Origin of the sequence: Escherichia sp. 10290 (assembly GCF_030295155.1) — a bacterium.
GTDB lineage: Bacteria > Pseudomonadota > Gammaproteobacteria > Enterobacterales > Enterobacteriaceae > Escherichia > Escherichia coli_F.
Window position 1 is genome coordinate 715,035 of the sequence record NZ_AP025741.1, and the last position, 20,270, is coordinate 735,304.

Consider the following 20,270-nt stretch of genomic DNA (forward strand, 5'->3'; position numbering starts at 1 on the left):
ATGTTCCTGAAAACCGAATCATTTGAACATAACGGTGTGACCGTCACGCTTTCTGAACTGTCAGCCCTGCAGCGCATTGAGCATCTCGCCCTGATGAAACGGCAGGCAGAACAGGCGGAGTCAGACAGCAACCGGAAGTTTACTGTGGAAGACGCCATCAGAACCGGCGCGTTTCTGGTGGCGATGTCCCTGTGGCATAACCATCCGCAGAAGACAAAGCTGCCGTCCATGAATGAAGCCGTTAAACAGATTGAGCAGGAAGTGCTTACCACCTGGCCCACGGAGGCAATTTCTCATGCTGAAAACGTGGTGTACCGGCTGTCTGGTATGTATGAGTTTGTGGTGAATAATGCCCCTGAACAGACAGAGGACGCCGGGCCCGCAGAGCCTGTTTCTGCGGGAAAGTGTTCGACGGTGAGCTGAGTTTTGCCCTGAAACTGGCGCGTGAGATGGGGCGACCTGACTGGCGTGCCATGCTTGCCGGGATGTCATCCACGGAGTATGCCGACTGGCACCGCTTTTACAGTACCCATTATTTTCATGATGTTCTGCTGGATATGCACTTTTCCGGGCTGACGTACACCGTGCTCAGCCTGTTTTTCAGCGATCCGGATATGCATCCGCTGGATTTCAGTCTGCTGAACCGGCGCGAGGCTGACGAAGAGCCTGAAGATGATGTGCTGATGCAGAAAGCGGCAGGGCTTGCCGGAGGTGTCCGCTTTGGCCCGGACGGGAATGAAGTTATCCCCGCTTCCCCGGATGTGGCGGACATGACGGAGGATGACGTAATGCTGATGACAGTATCAGAAGGGATCGCAGGAGGAGTCCGGTATGGCTGAACCGGTAGGCGATCTGGTCGTTGATTTAAGTCTGGATGCGGCCAGATTTGACGAGCAGATGGCCAGAGTCAGGCGTCATTTTTCCGGTACGGAAAGTGATGCGAAAAAAACAGCGGCAGTCGTTGAACAGTCGCTGAGCCGACAGGCACTGGCTGCACAGAAAGCGGGGATTTCCGTCGGGCAGTATAAAGCTGCCATGCGTATGCTGCCTGCGCAGTTCACCGACGTGGCCACGCAGCTTGCAGGCGGGCAAAGTCCGTGGCTGATCCTGCTGCAACAGGGTGGTCAGGTGAAGGACTCCTTCGGCGGGATGATCCCCATGTTCAGGGGGCTTGCCGGTGCGATCACCCTGCCGATGGTCGGGGCCACCTCGCTGGCGGTGGCGACCGGTGCGCTGGCGTATGCCTGGTATCAGGGCAACTCAACCCTGTCCGATTTCAACAAAACGCTGGTCCTTTCCGGCAATCAGTCGGGTCTGACGGCAGATCGTATGCTGGTCCTGTCCAGAGCCGGGCAGGCGGCAGGGCTGACGTTTAACCAGACCAGCGAGTCACTCAGCGCACTGGTTAAGGCGGGAGTAAGCGGTGAGGCTCAGATTGCATCCATCAGCCAGAGTGTGGCGCGTTTCTCCTCTGCATCCGGCGTGGAGGTGGACAAGGTCGCTGAAGCCTTCGGGAAGCTGACCACAGACCCGACGTCAGGGCTGACAGCGATGGCACGCCAGTTCCATAACGTGACGGCGGAGCAGATTGCGTATGTTGCTCAGTTGCAGCATTCCGGCGATGAAGCCGGGGCATTGCAGGCTGCGAACGAGGCCGCGACGAAAGGGTTTGATGACCAGACCCGCCGCCTGAAAGAGAACATGGGTACGCTGGAGACCTGGGCAGACAGGACAGCGCGGGCATTCAAATCCATGTGGGATGCGGTGCTGGATACTGGTCGTCCTGATACCGCGCAGGAGATGCTGATTAAGGCAGAGGCTGCGTTTAAGAAAGCGGACGACATCTGGAGTCTGCGCAAGGATGATTATTTCGTTAACGATGAAGCGCAGGCGCGTTACTGGGATGATCGTGAAAAGGCCCGTCTTGCGCTTGAAGCCGCGAGAAAGAAGGCTGAACAGCAGAGTCAACAGGACAAAAATGCGCAGCAGCAGAGCGATACTGAAGCGTCACGGCTGAAATATACCGAAGAGGCGCAGAAAGCTTACGAACGGCTGCAGACGCCGCTGGAGAAATATACCGCCCGTCAGGAAGAACTGAACAAGGCACTGAAGGACGGGAAAATTCTGCAGGCAGATTACAACACGCTGATGGCGGCGGCGAAAAAGGACTATGAAGCGACGCTGAAAAAGCCGAAACAGTCCGGCGTGAAGGTGTCTGCGGGCGATCGTCAGGAAGACAGTGCTCATGCTGCCCTGCTGACGCTTCAGGCTGAACTCCGGACGCTGGAGAAGCATGCCGGAGCAAATGAGAAAATCAGCCAGCAGCGCCGGGATTTGTGGAAGGCTGAAAGTCAGTTCGCGGTACTGGAGGAGGCGGCACAACGTCGCCAGCTGTCTGCACAGGAGAAATCCCTGCTGGCGCATAAAGATGAGACGCTGGAGTACAAACGCCAGCTGGCTGCACTTGGCGACAAGGTTACGTATCAGGAGCGCCTGAACGCGCTGGCGCAGCAGGCGGATAAATTCGCACAGCAGCAACGGGCAAAACGGGCCGCCATTGATGCGAAAAACCGGGGGCTGACTGACCGGCAGGCAGCGCGGGAAGCCACAGAACAGCGCCTGAAGGAACAGTATGGCGATAATTCTCTGGCGCTGAATAACGTCATGTCAGAGCAGAAAAAGACCTGGGCGGCTGAAGACCAGCTTCGCGGGAGCTGGATGGCAGGCCTGAAGTCCGGCTGGAGTGAGTGGGAAGAGAGCGCCACGGACAGTATGTCGCAGGTTAAAAGTGCAGCCACGCAGACCTTTGATGGTATTGCGCAGAATATGGCGGCGATGCTGACCGGCAGTGAGCAGAACTGGCGCAGCTTCACCCGTTCCGTGCTGTCCATGATGACAGAAATTCTGCTTAAGCAGGCAATGGTGGGGATTGTCGGGAGTATCGGCAGCGCCATTGGCGGGGCTGTTGGTGGCGGCGCATCCGCGTCAGGCGGTACAGCCATTCAGGCCGCTGCGGCGAAATTCCATTTTGCAACCGGAGGATTTACGGGAACCGGCGGCAAATATGAGCCAGCGGGGATTGTTCACCGTGGTGAATTTGTCTTCACGAAGGAGGCAACCAGCCGGATTGGCGTGGGGAATCTCTACCGGCTGATGCGCGGCTATGCCACCGGTGGTTATGTCGGTACACCGGGCAGTCTGGCTGACAGCCGGTCGCAGGCGTCCGGGACGTTTGAGCAGAATAACCATGTGGTGATTAACAACGACGGCACGAACGGGCAGATAGGTCCGGCTGCTCTGAAGGCGGTGTATGACATGGCCCGCAAGGGTGCCCGTGATGAAATTCAGACACAGATGCGTGATGGTGGCCTGTTCTCCGGAGGTGGACGATGAAAACCTTCCGCTGGAAAGTGAAACCCGGTATGGATGTGGCTTCGGCCCCTTCTGTAAGAAAGGTGCGCTTTGGTGATGGCTATTCCCAGCGAGCGCCTGCCGGGCTGAATGCCAACCTGAAAACGTACAGCGTGACGCTTTCTGTCCCCCGTGAGGAGGCCACGGTACTGGAGTCGTTTCTGGCAGAGCACGGAGGCTGGAAAGCCTTTCTGTGGACACCGCCTTATGACTGGCGGCAGATAAAGGTGACCTGCGCAAAATGGACGTCGCGGGTCAGTATGCTGCGTGTTGAGTTCAGCGCAGAGTTTGAACAGGTGGTGAACTGATGCAGGATATCCGGCAGGAAACACTGAATGAATGCACCCGTGCGGAGCAGTCGGCCAGCGTGGTGCTCTGGGAAATCGACCTGACAGAGGTCGGTGGAGAACGTTATTTTTTCTGTAATGAGCAGAACGAAAAAGGTGAGCCGGTCACCTGGCAGGGGCGACAGTATCAGCCGTATCCCATTCAGGGGAGCGGTTTTGAACTGAATGGCAAAGGCACCAGTACGCGGCCCACGCTGGCAGTCTCTAACCTGTACGGCATGGTCACCGGTATGGTGGAAGATATGCAGAGTCTGGTCGGCGGAACGGTGGTCCGGCGTAAGGTTTACGCCCGTTTTCTGGATGCGGTGAACTTCGTCAACGGAAACAGTGGCGCCGATCCGGAGCAGGAGGTGATCAGCCGCTGGCGCATTGAGCAGTGCAGCGAACTGAGCGCGGTGAGTGCCTCCTTTGTACTGTCCACGCCGACGGAAACAGATGGCGCTGTTTTTCCGGGACGTATCATGCTGGCCAACACCTGCACCTGGACCTATCGCGGCGATGAGTGCGGTTATCACGGTCCGGCGGTCGCGGATGAATATGACCAGCCAACGTCCGATATCACGAAGGATAAATGCAGCAAATGCCTGAGTGGCTGTAAGTTTCGCAATAACGTCGGCAACTTTGGCGGCTTCCTTTCCATTAACAAACTTTCGCAGTAAATCCCATGACACAGACAGAATCAGCGATTCTGGCGCACGCCCGACGATGTGCGCCAGCGGAGTCGTGCGGCTTCGTGGTGAGAGCGCCGGAGGGGGAAAGATATTTTCCCGGCGTGAATATTTCCGGTGAGCCGGAGGATTATTTCCGGATGGCTCCGGAGGACTGGCTGCAGGCAGAAATGCAGGGTGAGATTGTGGCGCTGGTCCACAGCCACCCCGGTGGTCTGCCCTGGCTGAGTGAGGCTGACCGGCGGCTGCAGGTGCAGAGTGATTTGCCGTGGTGGCTGGTCTGCCTGGGCGTGATTCACAAGTTCCGCTGTGTGCCGTATCTCACCGGGCGGCGCTTTGAGCACGGAGTGACGGACTGTTACACGCTGTTCCGGGACGCTTACCATCTGGCGGGAATTGAGATGCCGGATTTTCACCGCGAGGATGACTGGTGGCGTCACGGTCAGAATCTCTATCTTGACAATATGGAGGCAACGGGTTTTTACCGTGTCGCACTGACAGAGGCGCAGCCGGGCGATGTGCTGCTGTGCAGCTTTGGTTCATCGGTGCCGAATCATGCTGCCATTTACTGCGGCGACGGCGAGCTGCTGCACCATATTCCTGAACAACTGAGCAAACGAGAGAGGTATACCGACAAATGGCAGCGACGCACACACTCCCTCTGGCGTCACCGGGCATGGCACGCATCTGCCTTTACGGGGATTTGCAACGATTTGGCCGCCGCATCGACCTTCGTGTGAAAACGGGGGCTGAAGCCATCCGGGCGCTGGCCACACAGCTCCCGGCGTTTCGTCAGAAACTGAGCGACGGCTGGTATCAGGTACGGATTGCCGGGCAGGATGTCAGCACGTCCGGATTAACGGCGCAGTTACATGAGACTCTGCCTGATGGCGCTGTGATTCATATTGTTCCCAGAGTCGCCGGGGCCAAGTCTGGTGGTGTATTCCAGATTGTCCTGGGAGCAGCCGCCATTGCCGGATCATTCTTTACCGCCGGAGCCACCCTTGCAGCATGGGGGGCAGCCATTGGGGCCGGAGGTATGACCGGCATCCTGTTTTCTCTCGGTGCCAGTATGGTGCTCGGTGGTGTGGCGCAGATGCTGGCACCGAAAGCCAGAACTCCCCGTACACAGACAACGGATAACGGCAAACAGAACACCTATTTCTCCTCACTGGATAACATGGTTGCCCAGGGCAATGTTCTGCCTGTTCTGTACGGTGAAATGCGCGTGGGGTCACGCGTGGTTTCTCAGGAGATCAGCACGGCAGACGAAGGGGATGGTGGTCAGGTTGTGGTGATTGGTCGCTGATGAAAAACGTTTATGTGAAACCGCCTCCGGGCGGTTTTGTCGTTTATGGAGCGTGAGGAATGGGTAAAGGCAGCAGTAAGGGGCATACTCCGCGCGAAGCGAAGGACAACCTGAAGTCCACGCAGTTGCTGAGTGTGATCGATGCCATCAGCGAAGGGCCGATTGAAGGTCCGGTGGATGGATTAAAAAGTGTGCTGCTGAACAGTACGCCAGTGCTGGACAGTGAGGGGAATACCAACATCTCCGGCGTCACGGTGGTGTTCCGGGCCGGTGAGCAGGAGCAGACACCGCCGGAGGGATTTGAATCCTCCGGCTCCGAGACGGTGCTGGGTACGGAAGTGAAATACGACACGCCGATCACCCGGACCATCACGTCTGCAAACATCGACCGTCTGCGCTTTACCTTCGGTGTGCAGGCACTGGTGGAAACCACCTCAAAGGGGGACCGGAATCCATCGGAAGTCCGCCTGCTGGTTCAGATACAACGTAACGGTGGCTGGGTGACGGAAAAAGACATCACCATTAAGGGCAAAACCACCTCGCAGTATCTGGCTTCGGTGGTGGTGGGTAACCTGCCGCCGCGCCCGTTTAATATCCGGATGCGCAGGATGACGCCGGACAGTACCACAGACCAGCTGCAGAACAAAACGCTCTGGTCGTCATACACCGAAATCATCGATGTGAAACAGTGCTACCCGAACACGGCACTGGTCGGCGTGCAGGTGGACTCGGAGCAGTTCGGCAGCCAGCAGGTGAGCCGTAATTATCATCTTCGCGGACGCATTCTGCAGGTGCCGTCGAACTATAACCCGCAGACGCGGCAATACAGCGGTATCTGGGACGGAACGTTTAAGCCAGCATACAGCAACAACATGGCCTGGTGTCTGTGGGATATGCTGACCCATCCGCGCTACGGCATGGGGAAACGTCTTGGTGCGGCGGATGTGGACAAATGGGCGCTGTATGTCATCGGCCAGCATTGCGAGCAGTCGGTGCCGGACGGTTTTGGCGGCACGGAGCCGCGCATCACCTGTAATGCGTACCTGACCACACAGCGTAAGGCGTGGGATGTTCTCAGTGATTTCTGCTCGGCGATGCGCTGTATGCCGGTATGGAACGGGCAGACGCTGACGTTCGTGCAGGACCGACCGTCGGATAAGGTGTGGACCTATAACCGCAGTAATGTGGTGATGCCGGATGATGGCGCGCCGTTCCGCTACAGCTTCAGCGCCCTGAAGGACCGCCATAATGCCGTTGAGGTGAACTGGATTGACCCGAACAACGGCTGGGAGACGGCGACAGAGCTTGTTGAAGATACGCAGGCCATTGCCCGTTACGGTCGTAATGTTACGAAGATGGATGCCTTTGGCTGTACCAGCCGGGGGCAGGCACACCGCGCCGGGCTGTGGCTGATTAAAACAGAACTGCTGGAAATGCAGACCGTGGATTTCAGCGTCGGCGCAGAAGGGCTTCGCCATGTACCGGGCGATGTTATTGAAATCTGCGATGATGACTATGCCGGTATCAGCACCGGTGGTCGTGTGCTGGCGGTGAACAGCCAGACCCGGACGCTGACGCTCGACCGTGAAATCACGCTGCCATCCTCCGGTACCGCGCTGATAAGCCTGGTTGACGGAAGTGGCAATCCGGTCAGCGTGGAGGTTCAGTCCGTCACCGACGGCGTGAAGGTAAAAGTGAGCCGTGTTCCTGACGGTGTTGCTGAATACAGCGTATGGGGGCTGAAGCTGCCGACGCTGCGCCAGCGACTGTTCCGCTGCGTGAGTATCCGTGAGAACGACGACGGCACGTATGCCATCACCGCCGTGCAGCATGTGCCGGAAAAAGAGGCCATCGTGGATAACGGGGCGCACTTTGACGGCGAACAGAGTGGCACGGTGAATGGTGTCACGCCGCCAGCGGTGCAGCACCTGACCGCAGAAGTCACTGCAGACAGCGGGGAATATCAGGTGCTGGCGCGATGGGACACACCGAAGGTGGTGAAGGGCGTGAGCTTCCTGCTCCGTCTGACCGTAACAGCGGACGACGGCAGTGAGCGGCTGGTCAGCACGGCCCGGACGACGGAAACCACATACCGCTTCACGCAACTGGCGCTGGGACGGTACACGCTGACAGTCCGGGCGGTAAATGCGTGGGGACAGCAGGGCGATCCGGCGTCGGTATCGTTCCGGATTGCCGCACCGGCAGCGCCGTCGCGGATTGAGCTGACGCCGGGCTATTTTCAGATAACCGCCACGCCGCATCTTGCGGTTTATGACCCGACGGTACAGTTTGAGTTCTGGTTCTCGGAAAAACGGATTGCGGATATCAGGCAGGTTGAAACCAGCGCGCGTTATCTTGGTACGGCACTGTACTGGATAGCCGCCAGTATCAATATCAAACCGGGCCATGATTATTATTTTTACGTTCGCAGTGTGAACACCGTTGGCAAATCGGCATTCGTGGAGGCTGTCGGTCAGCCGAGTGATGATGCATCAGGCTATCTGGATTTTTTCAAAGGCGAGATAGGGAAAACCCATCTGGCTCAGGAGCTGTGGACGCAGATTGATAACGGTCAGCTTGCGCCTGACCTGACTGAAATCAGGACGTCCATAACGGATGTCAGCAATGAAATAACACAGACCGTCAATAAGAAACTGGAAGACCAGAGTGCAGCGATCCAGCAGATACAGAAGGTTCAGGTTGATACAAATAATAACCTGAACAGCATGTGGGCAGTGAAGCTGCAGCAGATGCAGGACGGACGCCTTTATATTGCGGGTATCGGTGCCGGTATTGAGAACACCCCTGACGGCATGCAGAGTCAGGTGCTGCTGGCAGCAGACAGGATTGCGATGATTAATCCTGCGAATGGCAACACAAAGCCGATGTTTGTTGGTCAGGGCGATCAGATATTCATGAATGAAGTGTTCCTGAAACGCCTGACGGCCCCCACCATTACCAGCGGCGGTAATCCTCCGGCATTTTCCCTGACATCAGACGGGAGACTGACGGCGAAAAATGCGGATATCAGTGGCAGTGTGAATGCGAACTCAGGAACGCTCAACAATGTCACGATTAACCAGAACTGTACGATTAAGGGCATGCTGGAGGCGACCCAGGTCAGAGGAGATTTCGTTAAAGCTGTATCAAAAGCCTTCCCGAAAAAAGTCGGTACGTGGGGTAACACGGAAACACCAAACGGTACGGTTACAGTCACCATCAGCGATGATCATAACTTTGACCGCCAGATTATTATTCCGCCCATTATTTTTAACGGTATAGCGTATGACGATCCGGGGAGCGGAAATAACCCGGGAGGCACGCGATACACGGGTTATGGTTTTGAAGTTCGCAAAAACGGCGTATTAATCGCATCCAGAGAAACTAAAGGGGCCATTCCCGGTAGTTACAGTGCAGTTATTGATATGCCTAGTGGTGGTGGTAGCGTCACTCTGGAGTTTAAGATTTTCCAGAAAGGCAATCAGGGGGCAGGCAATATCACCGACTGTACGGTGATTGTGACCAAAAAAGCGGCTTCCGGCATCAGTATTCGTTGAAATATTTATAACCCCAATAAATGGCGTCAGGAATGACGCCTTTTTTATTGCAGAAAAGCGAGAGGTAATTATGCGTAAAGTTTGTGCCGCCATTTTGTCCGCAGCCATTTGTCTGGCCGTATCCGGTGCGCCTGCATGGGCGTCTGAACATCAGTCCACGCTGAGCGCGGGGTATCTTCATGCCCGGACCAACGTTCCCGGCAGTGATGATCTGAACGGGATTAACGTGAAATACCGTTATGAGTTTACGGATACGCTGGGGCTGGTGACGTCATTCAGCTATGCAGGAGACAAGAATCGCCAGCTGACCCATTACAGCGATACTCGCTGGCATGAAGATTCCGTTCGTAACCGCTGGTTCAGCGTAATGGCGGGGCCGTCTGTGCGCGTGAATGAATGGTTCAGCGCGTATGCGATGGCGGGTGTGGCTTACAGCCGTGTGTCGACTTTCTCCGGGGATTATCTCCGCGTAACTGACAACAAGGGGAAAACGCACGACGTGCTGACCGGAAGTGATGACGGTCGCCACAGCAACACGTCTCTGGCGTGGGGAGCTGGCGTGCAGTTTAACCCGACCGAATCCGTGGCCATTGATATTGCTTATGAAGGCTCCGGCAGTGGCGACTGGCGCACTGACGGTTTCATCGTGGGTGTCGGTTATAAGTTCTGATTAGCCAGGTAACACAGTGTTATGACAGCCCGCCGGTTCAGGCGGGCTTTTTTGTGGGGTGAATATGGCAGTAAAGATTTCAGGTGTACTGAAAGACGGCACAGGAAAACCGGTACAGAACTGCACAATCCAGCTGAAAGCAAAACGTAACAGCACCACGGTGGTGGTGAACACGCTGGCCTCAGAAAATCCGGATGAAGCCGGGCGTTACAGCATGGACGTTGAGTACGGTCAGTACAGCGTTATTCTGTTGGTGGAAGGATTCCCGCCGTCACATGCCGGGACCATCACCGTGTATGAAGATTCCCGACCCGGTACGCTGAATGATTTTCTCGGTGCCATGACGGAGGATGATGCCCGTCCGGAGGCTCTGCGCCGTTTTGAACTGATGGTGGAAGAGGTGACGCGTAACGCGTCCGCGGTGGCACAGAACACGGCAGCCGCGAAGAAGTCAGCCAGTGATGCCGGCACATCTGCCCGTGAGGCGGCAACCCATGCGACTGATGCTGCAGGCTCAGCGCGTGCAGCCAGCACGTCAGCCGGACAGGCCGCGACTTCGGCTCAGGAGGCGTCTTCCAGCGCAGGAACGGCATCAACAAAGGCCACTGAAGCATCAAAAAGTGCTGCCGCTGCAGAGTCCTCAAAAAGCGCGGCGGCCACCAGTGCCGGTGCGGCGAAAACGTCAGAAACGAATGCTGCAGCGTCACAAAAATCAGCAGCCACTTCTGCATCCACTGCGACGACGAAAGCGTCAGAAGCCGCCACTTCAGCCAGAGATGCGGCGGCCTCCAAAGAGGCGGCAAAATCATCAGAAACGAACGCCTCCACAAGCGCCAGCAGTGCAGCCTCCTCGGCAACGGCGGCAGGAAATTCCGTGAAGGCGGCAAAAACGTCCGAGACGAATGCCAGGTCTTCTGAAACGGCAGCGGAACAGAGCGCCTCAGCTGCGGCAGACTCTGAGACAGCAGCTGCATCATCGGCCCGTGAGGCGTCCATTAAGGCAGAGGAGGCAGCAGTCAGTGCCACCGCCGCCGGAAAATCGGCAGAAAGCGCCGCATCATCCGCTTCAACAGCCACAACGAAGGCTGGCGAAGCCACTGAACAGGCCAGCGCAGCAGCGAGGTCTGCTTCCGCAGCGAAGACATCCGAAACGAACGCGAAAGCGTCGGAAACCAGCGCAGAATCCTCAAAAACGGCTGCCGCATCGTCCGCCAGTTCGGCGGCGTCATCGGCATCATCTGCGTCTGCTTCAAAAGATGAGGCGACCAGACAGGCGTCAGCAGCGAGGGGCAGCGCCACGACGGCATCCACGAAGGCGACAGAGGCTGCTGGCAGTGCGGCAGCGGCAGCACAGAGCAAAAGTACGGCGGAATCCGCGGCAACGCGCGCCGAGACAGCAGCAAAACGGGCAGAGGATATTGCATCCGCCGTGGCGCTTGAGGATGCGAGCACGACGAAAAAGGGGATAGTACAGCTCAGCAGTGCAACCAACAGCACATCTGAAACGCTTGCTGCGACACCGAAAGCAGTGAAAGCAGCTAATGACAATGCGAATGGTCGGGTACCTTCTGCCCGTAAGGTGAATGGTAAGGCGCTTTCAGCGGATATAACACTGACGCCGAAAGATATTGGTACGCTTAACTCAACAACAATGTCATTCAGCGGTGGTGCTGGTTGGTTCAAATTAGCAACGGTAACCATGCCACAGGCGAGTTCTGTTGTTTCAATTACGTTGATTGGTGGCGCTGGATTTAACGTGGGGTCACCTCAACAGGCAGGTATATCTGAACTTGTTTTACGTGCAGGTAATGGTAATCCGAAGGGGATTACTGGTGCTTTATGGCAGCGCACATCGACAGGGTTTACAAATTTTGCCTGGGTCAATACATCTGGTGATACTTACGATATTTACGTTGCAATCGGAAATTATGCGACTGGTGTAAATATTCAATGGGATTATACCAGTAATGCCAGCGTGACGATTCATACGTCACCAGCATATTCTGCTAATAAGCCGGAAGGGTTAACGGACGGTACAGTTTATTCACTCTATACGCCATCAGAGCAGTTTTATCCGCCTGGCGCACCAATCCCGTGGCCATCAGATACCGTTCCGTCTGGCTATGCCCTGATGCAGGGGCAGACTTTTGACAAATCTGCATACCCGAAACTTGCAGCCGCTTATCCGTCAGGCGTGATCCCTGATATGCGTGGCTGGACGATTAAGGGCAAACCTGCCAGTGGTCGGGCCGTATTGTCTCAGGAACAGGACGGCATTAAATCGCATACCCACAGCGCCAGCGCATCCAGTACGGATTTGGGGACGAAAACCACATCGTCGTTTGATTACGGCACTAAATCCACGAATAACACTGGTGCGCATACCCATAGTTTAAGTGGCAGCACGAATGCAGCTGGTAATCACAGCCATAGAGATGGCCGTCGATTTAACCCCAGTGTTTTTAAAGATACTTATCAATATGGTTATACAAGCTCAGGTCAAAATACCTGGGGTGTACAAGGCTCAGTAGGTATGTCTACGGGGTGGTTAGCGAATACCAGTACAGATGGTAATCATAGCCATTCACTGTCCGGCACAGCAGCATCTGCAGGTGCACACGCGCATACTGTCGGTATTGGTGCTCATACGCACTCCGTTGCGATTGGTTCACATGGACACACCATCACCGTTAACGCTGCTGGTAACGCGGAAAACACCGTCAAAAACATCGCATTTAACTATATTGTGAGGCTTGCATAATGGCATTCAGAATGAGTGAACAACCACGGACCATAAAAATTTATAATCTGCTGGCCGGAACTAATGAATTTATTGGTGAAGGTGACGCATATATTCCGCCTCATACAGGTCTGCCAGCAAACAGTACCGATATTGCACCACCAGATATTCCTGCTGGCTTTGTGGCTGTTTTCAACAGTGATAAGGCATCGTGGCATCTCGTTGAAGACCATCGGGGTAAAACGGTTTATGACGTAGCGTCAGGGGACGCGTTATTTATTTCTGAACTCGGTCCGTTACCGGAAAATGTTACCTGGTTATCGCCGGAAGGGGAGTTTCAGAAGTGGAACGGCACAGCCTGGGTGAAAGATGCAGAAGCAGAAAAACTGTTCCGGATCCGAGAGGCGGAAGAAACAAAAAACAGCCTGATGCAGGTAGCCAGTGAGCATATTGCGCCACTTCAGGATGCTGTAGATCTGGAAATCGCAACGGAGGAAGAAACCTCATTGCTGGAAGCCTGGAAAAAGTATCGGGTGTTGCTGAACCGTGTTGATACGTCAACTGCACAGGATATTGAATGGCCAGCACTGCCGTAGGGTAAAACATATAAATTCTATAATTAGATGTATCTTTCCATTTACGGCAAGGAAGGGGGCTTGGAAGACGTAAAGCATCTCACACCGAGATTATTTTTTATATGTCAGGTGTCTGAAGTTTTGCTTTGGCTCTTAAAATGGTTTGCCGTGAGGTTTTGAATTCCCGGGCAATGGCACTTATACTTACACCTGACTTAATTCGTTCGAATACCACCTGTTTCTGTTCTTCATTTAACACAGGTGGTCGACCAAAACGTTTCCCTGCGCCGCGGGCTCTTACTATCCCGGAATGAGTGCGTTCAAGTAAAAGGTCTCGTTCAAATTCAGCGACTGCTGAAATTACGTGCATCATCATTTTTCCTGTTGGACTGGTCAGGTCAATGCCCCCCAATGCTAAGCAATGCACTCTGATACCTGTTTCGGTCAGTTGTTCCACTGTTTTCCTGATATCCATTGCATTACAACCAAGGCGATCCAGTTTTGTCACAATCAATTGATCACCACATTTCAGGCGAGCAAGCAACCGGTTAAAACCAGGACGCTCACTGGTTGCTGCTGAGCCGCTAATGTGTTCTTCGATTATTTGCTGAGGTTTGATTTTAAAACCTGCACTTTCGATTTCCCGGCGTTGATTTTCGATGGTCTGATCCAGCGTTGATATCCGACAGTAAGCAAAAATTCGAGACATAGTGAGACTCTATACGAAATTGGTGTTCATATCATAATGCATCTCAGAAAATAATTTTGATTATTTTTGTGCATATTTGTATGTACACGTTCGAAAATAAACGAATGCGTATGCAACCCCGTAATTTTGGTGAGACCCAAAATCGATTTTGTGAAAAATGGCTTTAACTCGGTTTGTTTTTCGAGTTCCGGGCGGACTCAAGGAAGAAGAATAGTGTTGCGTGTTATTTTAACCAGATTTCAAGTTGTTTGATCGTGGAAAAGTGGAGCAAAATGTTGTTAAAGTGGAAAAATGATAAAAAAGTAAGTTTATTATATTACATTTTACCATTTAAATTTTGGTTGTCTTTAAGAACTGATATCGCTGTTTGTAATAATTCTTTGTTATCCAGCCATGATTTTTTCTTTATGTTTCCTTCAATGTAATCAAGCAATGTTCTGGTATTGATAGGTCTTCCCTGTTTTGCTACTTCCACTACAGCATCCCCTAGGATAATTCTTACTTCAGGAAGCTGCGCAGGGAACCACTTTAGGGTGTCTTTTGATTTCATGAAGATATTCCTTAAAATATTATTGATTTTCATTGCGATATTGTATGTCTGATTCAGGATATGTTGACTTATACATCGGTTTTGTCTGGGTTATTGGATATGCCAATCCCTAATTTTATTAGGGCATGACTAAAAATGCTGAATATGATAAGGAGAGAAGTGATTATCAGTATGCTGTTCATATAGCCTCGAATTAGTAATGTGTTATATATGATATAGTTGACAATTTTTATCCTGGGTGTTCTTAAAGTTCGTAGATAAACATTGTCGTTTCAGGTATACAGGAATGCTAACAGGTGGCGGCAAAAATCAGGCGGTTTATGGCGCAAGCTGAAGTGGCAACTGCAAACTATCTTATGCAGAGACTCTACACGGATTGGGTTTAAAAGTATACATAGATAACAGTTTTTATCTGAAGAAGAAAAATATCAAGGTGATATAGCCTATATGCCTATGATGCGGAGGAATGAATGTGATGGGAGTGATGTATCTGAATAGTTGAAAAACCGCAGACACGCCTTATGCAAGAACGTGCTGCGGTTGGATGCTATTTTTTCCCTGAAGCGGAAAACATTACTACAGTACCTTGAACCTTGGTTTTAACATTCTCGAAATGCTCTGAGAGTATATGTGTTAAGCCTTCTTCGGAATCTTTTGTGTTTGAAAAGATGCCTTTCTGATTGTAAATGCGCATCAGTTTTTGACCGAAGCTATTGTGCACAACTCCATCGCCAAGAATTGTGGCTCCGTATAGAGTTCCATCGTCAGTTAAGGCCTGCGCCGCATTGCGTATTACACAGCTTTTTGTAGATATATTTCCAGGCAGGCAGTGAAGAAGGTAAAACATGGAAATGGAATCAAATTGACCATGTAACGCCGCGGGATAAGGTTCAAAAACATCATGGTTAATTTTATGTTTAATTTTTGATTCCCCAGCCCTTGTAGATGCCGCGTTCAGGCTAGCTTCGTTCAAATCCATTAAAGATATCAGACTACTCTCAGGTACGTGAGTAAGGTAAAACCCAGTTCCAACACCAATATCCAGATGGTTGTTACCTAAATGTTCCAGAAAGTGTGGAAGAAGGTGTTCCTTTGTAGGACATCCCCATGCAAGCCGATTTGATACTCCCAAAACCCACCAGTCATAAAGCTTTAGGGTAAGTGGTGTGTAAATTTTAGCCCCATCATCTGTGTTTTTTTCATTAATTTCACCATGTTATAGTTTTATTTGTGAATTAAATCAATTATGGCGATGAATTACAAGGGGTTAAATGCTGCCGCAGCATAGCGATATTGAAATAGCCTGGTATGCTTCGATACAGCAGGAGCCGAATGGCTGGAAGACCGTCACCACACAGTTCTACATCTAGGAATTCAGTGAGTATATTGCGCCACTGCAGGATGCTGTAGATCTGGAAATCGCAACGGAGGAAGAAAGATCGTTGCTGGAGGCATGGAATAAATATCGGGTATTGTTGAATCGAGTTGATACATCAGTAGCTCTGGGTATGAAGCTGTTTGTAACTCATGTTACAGTAACAGTCATTACTATCTCGAAGGTGCAAAATGTATATTGATTTGATATTTTATAAATTTACTTCGAATCTGGCACGTCAACTTTTGATTAAAGTAATATCAGTTTTCGGCGAAAAAAGGACCGTGTACATGAGACGATTTCATACAATAATAACAAAAATATGAATATGCTCCCAATGCAATATATGTTTTGCATTGGGAGCAAATAGCGGAATATTTTGAAATTATTGTATTTCTGCTTCAGAATTTCCTGGGCAGTATATATTTTCTATTTTTTGTGGAGTGATCAGGTAATGTACAACTGCTTTATCTACACATAAATTAACTCCGGTGAGAGCTAATGTATGCCCATCACCATTTATTGTTAGTAACGGGCTGGAAAATTTCTCTGCCATCTTACGGGCATTAATCCAGGGCGTTGTTGGGTCGTATTTGTGTGCTACAAACAGTAAACCAGAGGGCAGAACAGTATTTTTCAGGCGAGTTTTGTTCAGGTCGCTATGTATTGGCCATAATTCACAAAAATCAGGTGAATCGGAACGTCCATTGTCAAAGTTAATAGCCGGGAAGGCATTCGCAAGAGCGTCTTTTCGGGATTTTCGCTCTTCTGGTGTTAATTGCTCATCCCCCTGATCTACACAGAGGATTACCCCCGAAGCATCGCTTGACTCTTCTGAGGCTATCGGAGCACTGAGCGCAGTTTCAATTTCATTACTGACAATCCCCTGAGAGAACTGGCGTATGGCAGTTGCAAGGGTTGGCCATGATGAACGCCATAGCAGAAGGTCTGTTGTTAATGATATGAGTTCATCTGAAGATATATTTTCTCCCTTACTGTCTAATAAAGGTTTGTGATGTAATTTTGATAATAGCTCATGGAACTGAGTTATTGCCTTATCTCTGTCTGAAGAAAGCGGGCAACTTTTTGTACGCGCACACCAGGATGCAAAGCGATCAAACGTTTCCTGATAACTCTGTGCCTGTTTGAGTTGCCATGTGAAGTTGTCCTCCAGGTCATCGATATCGACGACTCCATCAAGAACGATAGATCTTACGTTGTAGGGAAAACGTTCTGCATATAAGGCTGCAATTTGAGTTCCATACGAATACGCCACGGCTGTCAGTTGTTTATCCCCCAAGGCTTGCCTAATACGATCAATATCGTATACAGCCTCGTTAGAGCCGATATGGCGAATGACTTCGGCTCCGGTATTATGGATACAGGCATTAATTTTATTTAATACTTGTTGCTTTTCGGTTATGTTTTCCTGAGTCTCTGTATCTGATTGCCGGCAGTTTATTGTCGGAGTGGACTGTCCGACGCCTCGAGGATCAAATCCAATAATATCCCATGACTCACGAAGATTTGTGACTGGCCAGTCAAAGTTAATATAAGGATTTATGCCTGGTAACCCGGGACCACCACTTATTATCAGGATACTTCCTTTATGCTTGCTTTTTGCCGGCAATTTTGTCAACGCTAGTTTGACTTGTGATTTTTTTTCATAAGAAGCATCTCCGCCTGTGTCTGTATATTTTAATGGAACAGACAAATAACCACATAGTAAGTCAGGAGACGGTTTTTCCTCACCAAACCAGTGGTTGAATTGACTGGCCATACAGGATTGCCACTGTATCTGCTGGGCAGATACGGTTACTGGTAGAAGTAACGTTAAAACAACTTTGAAATGAGTGATTATTTTTCGCATTGTGTCTCTGAATATCGGAATAAAGATAAGATTTGAATATATTGAGGTCTTGTGTTGCGGTAAGAGATTACACGTTATGACATAGGTTAAATGCTTACAAAATTAGTGGATATTGCCTACTTGTAACTGTAAACAAATTCCCCGGGGTTATACAATACCACCGGGGAGAAAATCTGGTTAACTTCGTTAAAAGGTGTACTTAAGACCAGCAGTAGTGATGAAGTTATAGTTTTCTATGCCTGCACCATTTTTGCTGTAGTCTGAAGTGTTATCATTGTGATCATAAAGTGAAGTATTACCTTTTTTATTCGTAACCCGATTCCATGCGCCTTCAACATAAACTTTTGCGTTAGGTGTTACGTAATAACCTGCATTGACTGCAACAGAATAGTAATTTTGGTCTTTGACTTTACTGCGATAAGTGATTCTTTTTCCTGGGTCATAGTGCTCATCGTTATCAGATGCTTCCACCCAGCCGCTGTATTTAAATGTGCCACCTAGCTCAAAATCTTCATAACGATAACTTCCAGTCAAGCCAATGTAGGGCATTTTAAAACGTTGTTTGTAGCCGATTGCTCTTTCTCCATTCGGGAAGGAGCCGATATCATCTCTGAATCCCTCCTCAGAACTGTAGATATAGGAACCACCTCTGGCTGTAAAGCTATAACGGCTTTCCTGATATCCGGCCATGAGTCCCAGGCGGTAATTGGGTTCGTTGAGGAGCCAGCCTTTGATATTCAGATCAAATTCGTTGGCATAATTGAGTTGTGTATCAGGGTGCCTACTTTCATCTGTCCAGGTTCCGGGGTTACTGGAATCCATCCAGTCCTGATCGACCATATTGCCACCTCGGCTGCCGAGAGTAGTCCAGCCCGCAGCCCCAATAGATATCTGGGGCATCAAATCCCAATTAATTGCACCTTTAATAATTGCAGCGTTATTGAATTTCCAGTCGAGTTGACTGACTTTTCGGCCTCCTTCTTCAGCTAGATAAACGCGCTCTTTTGTTTTTCCGCTCAGAGTTCCAAGACTAATGTCCGCATTTATGTTGTCAGGAGTAAACGATATAGTCTCGGTAGAAGCAAAAGAGCTGATCGCAATAGGGGTTGTCAGAACTATTCCCAGAAGTTTCGCCCGCATAAAAGTTCTCCATTCAATCGTTTTAATGATTGAATATGTATTTTTTATATCTAACTTAATGAGTCAATCACATATTGCTCCACTGTTTATATTTTGTTTAGTATTGAATGATTATCACAATGCGCTATCTGTTTTTGGTTTAATTATCTGTTATTGTTTTATGTTGCGGTTTTACTGTGTGGTTTTTTATGCTTTTGTGGTGTTTTTATCTATTTAAGCGCCATGCCTTTAAAGGCATATAAGCGAAAATAGCATGAGGTTTATCCTCAATTGCTATGTTTTTTAGTACAAAAAAGAGGGACAAAACTGAGACACATAAGGCCTCACAATGGCTTGCAAGGCTTTACATGTTTTGAGGTAGTGGGACGTGTGAGCGCAGAGATGGCGCGGTAATTTGTTGACTTAAAATGTCGTTCTAGGAACTTCTAAGTCGTGGGCCGCAGGTTCGAATCCTGCAGGGCGCGCCATTTCTTCTTCATTTATGCCAGTCTTATCTGTTTCCGCTTTGCCCTTCACCACATCACTTTTTGTCGCTGTTTGGCGAGATAATTCAACGGTGTCAGGCCGTAAAACGCCTTAAAAACAGAGATAAAGTACGACGTGCTGCTATAGCCACATAATTGCGCTACCTGAGTGATATTTTTGTTATCCATCAATAACATCTGTACGGCGTAACGCATACGACACTCTGTGACAATCTGGCTATAGCTGGTATTTTCGTTTTTTAATTTCTTTTTGAGCAGGCTGGGGCTTAAACAGAGCGAACTGGCGACAATTCGCAGATTCCAGTAATGCTGAATATCGCTTTGAATAATGCGGCAGACGCTGTCGCGGACGCTGCTGCGTAAGATATACATCAGTAGGGCAATAAACCGCGATTGCTCAAGAAAGTTAGACAATACGGTAAAAAGCAATGCGCGCGTCAACTCCGCTTCGCAGGGTTTGCTGGGTTGCTGCTTGCTGTGGTTGGCGGCTAGCCGGAACACTTCCGGTGTACGGCTATGACAAGCGATAACCGGGGTTGCCAGCCGCGACCAGGGCTTTACACAGGTTAAGTTCTTATTTAAAAACAACAGATAATCGTTGATGATGTTACGGTTGATGTGGGTGATTAATACGTGATTTAACGTTGAGAGTTCAATGACGTTATTGTTGCACGCGAAGGCGGCCAGGTAGTTTTTCGGAAGGGTAAACGTGGCATGGTTATTGACGCTTACCTCTACTTCTTTTTCGGTCAGGATCACCACGCAAGGTTCACTGCTGCTCAATTGCATTTCGCACTCCTCAGATATCAGAAACTCCGCTCAAAGGATCTATGCTTCCTGCATGAGTGATCGGCCCGTTCGCCG

At 50.7% G+C, this 20,270-nt stretch carries 17 protein-coding genes and 3 pseudogenes; 12 read left to right on the top strand and 8 right to left on the bottom strand.

Going from position 1 to position 20,270, the window contains the following annotated elements; genetic code table 11:
* From gpG to QUE74_RS03450, 11 genes are all read left to right on the top strand, one after another.
* Positions 1 to 423 (top strand): phage tail assembly chaperone G, encoded by a 423-nt coding sequence (gpG, locus tag QUE74_RS03400; protein ID WP_000479146.1) that lies wholly within the window; start codon positions 1 to 3, stop codon positions 421 to 423.
* On the top strand, positions 405 to 839 hold the full coding sequence (locus QUE74_RS03405; protein ID WP_000459457.1) for a phage tail assembly protein T: 435 nt from the start codon (positions 405 to 407) through the stop codon (positions 837 to 839). The genes gpG and QUE74_RS03405 overlap by 19 nt, the downstream gene beginning before the upstream one ends.
* Complete coding sequence (locus tag QUE74_RS03410; protein WP_069915654.1) at positions 832 to 3,393, top strand: phage tail tape measure protein; 2,562 nt, start codon at positions 832 to 834, stop codon at positions 3,391 to 3,393. Before QUE74_RS03405 ends, QUE74_RS03410 begins: the two co-directional genes overlap by 8 nt.
* Positions 3,390 to 3,719: a phage tail protein gene (locus QUE74_RS03415; protein WP_021562226.1), complete on the top strand. Its 330-nt coding sequence runs from the start codon at positions 3,390 to 3,392 to the stop codon at positions 3,717 to 3,719. Before QUE74_RS03410 ends, QUE74_RS03415 begins: the two co-directional genes overlap by 4 nt.
* A complete protein-coding gene (locus QUE74_RS03420) occupies positions 3,719 to 4,417 on the top strand; it encodes a phage minor tail protein L (RefSeq protein WP_069915653.1) in 699 nt (232 codons plus the stop codon). The genes QUE74_RS03415 and QUE74_RS03420 overlap by 1 nt, the downstream gene beginning before the upstream one ends.
* Positions 4,418 to 4,422: 5 nt before the next feature.
* A complete protein-coding gene (locus tag QUE74_RS03425; RefSeq protein ID WP_286331897.1) occupies positions 4,423 to 5,166 on the top strand; it encodes a C40 family peptidase in 744 nt (247 codons plus the stop codon).
* Complete coding sequence (locus QUE74_RS03430) at positions 5,163 to 5,735, top strand: tail assembly protein (protein ID WP_000847641.1); 573 nt, start codon at positions 5,163 to 5,165, stop codon at positions 5,733 to 5,735. The genes QUE74_RS03425 and QUE74_RS03430 overlap by 4 nt, the downstream gene beginning before the upstream one ends.
* Before the next feature lie 59 nt (positions 5,736 to 5,794).
* Positions 5,795 to 9,292 (top strand): phage attachment tail tip protein J, encoded by a 3,498-nt coding sequence (gene gpJ, locus QUE74_RS03435; protein WP_286331898.1) that lies wholly within the window; start codon positions 5,795 to 5,797, stop codon positions 9,290 to 9,292.
* Positions 9,293 to 9,362: 70 nt separating this feature from the next.
* The gene (locus QUE74_RS03440; protein WP_001233071.1) at positions 9,363 to 9,962 is read left to right on the top strand and encodes an Ail/Lom family outer membrane beta-barrel protein; all 600 of its coding nucleotides are present in this window, start codon (positions 9,363 to 9,365) and stop codon (positions 9,960 to 9,962) included.
* A 64-nt stretch (positions 9,963 to 10,026) separates the two neighbouring features.
* The gene (locus QUE74_RS03445) at positions 10,027 to 12,723 is read left to right on the top strand and encodes a prophage tail fiber N-terminal domain-containing protein (protein WP_105287362.1); all 2,697 of its coding nucleotides are present in this window, start codon (positions 10,027 to 10,029) and stop codon (positions 12,721 to 12,723) included.
* The gene (locus QUE74_RS03450) at positions 12,723 to 13,298 is read left to right on the top strand and encodes a tail fiber assembly protein (RefSeq protein WP_000885616.1); all 576 of its coding nucleotides are present in this window, start codon (positions 12,723 to 12,725) and stop codon (positions 13,296 to 13,298) included. The genes QUE74_RS03445 and QUE74_RS03450 overlap by 1 nt, the downstream gene beginning before the upstream one ends.
* A gap of 97 nt (positions 13,299 to 13,395) precedes the next feature.
* Here the strand turns inward: QUE74_RS03450 and QUE74_RS03455 are convergent, their stop codons facing one another.
* The 5 genes and pseudogenes from QUE74_RS03455 to QUE74_RS03475 form a co-directional block, all read right to left on the bottom strand.
* Entirely contained in the window at positions 13,396 to 13,986 is a 591-nt protein-coding gene (locus QUE74_RS03455; protein WP_000086514.1) for a recombinase family protein, read from the bottom strand.
* Between the two features lie 316 nt (positions 13,987 to 14,302).
* Positions 14,303 to 14,536, bottom strand: a complete 234-nt coding sequence (gene ydfK, locus QUE74_RS03460) for a cold shock protein YdfK (protein ID WP_000836768.1) — start codon at positions 14,534 to 14,536, stop codon at positions 14,303 to 14,305.
* A 68-nt stretch (positions 14,537 to 14,604) separates the two neighbouring features.
* Positions 14,605 to 14,718 (bottom strand): YnaM/YnfT family protein, encoded by a 114-nt coding sequence (locus QUE74_RS03465; RefSeq protein WP_120795384.1) that lies wholly within the window; start codon positions 14,716 to 14,718, stop codon positions 14,605 to 14,607.
* 365 nt (positions 14,719 to 15,083) lie between these two features.
* A pseudogene (locus tag QUE74_RS03470) lies at positions 15,084 to 15,751 on the bottom strand (class I SAM-dependent methyltransferase).
* Between the two features lie 74 nt (positions 15,752 to 15,825).
* Positions 15,826 to 15,921, bottom strand: a pseudogene (locus tag QUE74_RS03475) (hypothetical protein); the annotation flags it as partial.
* On the opposite strand from QUE74_RS03475, the pseudogene QUE74_RS03480 reads away from it, so the two are divergent.
* Positions 15,913 to 16,113, top strand: a pseudogene (locus QUE74_RS03480) (tail fiber assembly protein); the annotation flags it as partial. The pseudogenes QUE74_RS03475 and QUE74_RS03480 overlap by 9 nt on opposite strands.
* Positions 16,114 to 16,296: 183 nt before the next feature.
* On the opposite strand, the gene QUE74_RS03485 reads toward QUE74_RS03480, so the two are convergent.
* From QUE74_RS03485 to envY, 3 genes are all read right to left on the bottom strand, one after another.
* Positions 16,297 to 17,781, bottom strand: coding sequence for an alpha/beta hydrolase (locus QUE74_RS03485; RefSeq protein ID WP_001226378.1), 1,485 nt, complete (start codon positions 17,779 to 17,781; stop codon positions 16,297 to 16,299).
* A gap of 186 nt (positions 17,782 to 17,967) precedes the next feature.
* On the bottom strand, positions 17,968 to 18,921 hold the full coding sequence (gene ompT / locus QUE74_RS03490) for an omptin family outer membrane protease OmpT (protein WP_001201825.1): 954 nt from the start codon (positions 18,919 to 18,921) through the stop codon (positions 17,968 to 17,970).
* A gap of 512 nt (positions 18,922 to 19,433) precedes the next feature.
* Positions 19,434 to 20,195: a DNA-binding transcriptional regulator EnvY gene (envY, locus tag QUE74_RS03495; RefSeq protein ID WP_001177464.1), complete on the bottom strand. Its 762-nt coding sequence runs from the start codon at positions 20,193 to 20,195 to the stop codon at positions 19,434 to 19,436.
* Positions 20,196 to 20,270: the final 75 nt, after the last annotated feature.

Coding starts and splice junctions, on each gene's coding strand:
- gpG (WP_000479146.1), top strand. CDS start 1: ATGTTCCTGAAAACCGAATCATTTGAACATAACGGTGTGACCGTCACG.
- QUE74_RS03410 (WP_069915654.1), top strand. CDS start 832: ATGGCTGAACCGGTAGGCGATCTGGTCGTTGATTTAAGTCTGGATGCG.
- QUE74_RS03415 (WP_021562226.1), top strand. CDS start 3,390: ATGAAAACCTTCCGCTGGAAAGTGAAACCCGGTATGGATGTGGCTTCG.
- QUE74_RS03420 (WP_069915653.1), top strand. CDS start 3,719: ATGCAGGATATCCGGCAGGAAACACTGAATGAATGCACCCGTGCGGAG.
- QUE74_RS03425 (WP_286331897.1), top strand. CDS start 4,423: ATGACACAGACAGAATCAGCGATTCTGGCGCACGCCCGACGATGTGCG.
- gpJ (WP_286331898.1), top strand. CDS start 5,795: ATGGGTAAAGGCAGCAGTAAGGGGCATACTCCGCGCGAAGCGAAGGAC.
- QUE74_RS03440 (WP_001233071.1), top strand. CDS start 9,363: ATGCGTAAAGTTTGTGCCGCCATTTTGTCCGCAGCCATTTGTCTGGCC.
- QUE74_RS03445 (WP_105287362.1), top strand. CDS start 10,027: ATGGCAGTAAAGATTTCAGGTGTACTGAAAGACGGCACAGGAAAACCG.
- QUE74_RS03450 (WP_000885616.1), top strand. CDS start 12,723: ATGGCATTCAGAATGAGTGAACAACCACGGACCATAAAAATTTATAAT.
- QUE74_RS03455 (WP_000086514.1), bottom strand. CDS start 13,986: ATGTCTCGAATTTTTGCTTACTGTCGGATATCAACGCTGGATCAGACC.
- ydfK (WP_000836768.1), bottom strand. CDS start 14,536: ATGAAATCAAAAGACACCCTAAAGTGGTTCCCTGCGCAGCTTCCTGAA.
- QUE74_RS03465 (WP_120795384.1), bottom strand. CDS start 14,718: ATGAACAGCATACTGATAATCACTTCTCTCCTTATCATATTCAGCATT.
- QUE74_RS03485 (WP_001226378.1), bottom strand. CDS start 17,781: ATGCGAAAAATAATCACTCATTTCAAAGTTGTTTTAACGTTACTTCTA.
- ompT (WP_001201825.1), bottom strand. CDS start 18,921: ATGCGGGCGAAACTTCTGGGAATAGTTCTGACAACCCCTATTGCGATC.
- envY (WP_001177464.1), bottom strand. CDS start 20,195: ATGCAATTGAGCAGCAGTGAACCTTGCGTGGTGATCCTGACCGAAAAA.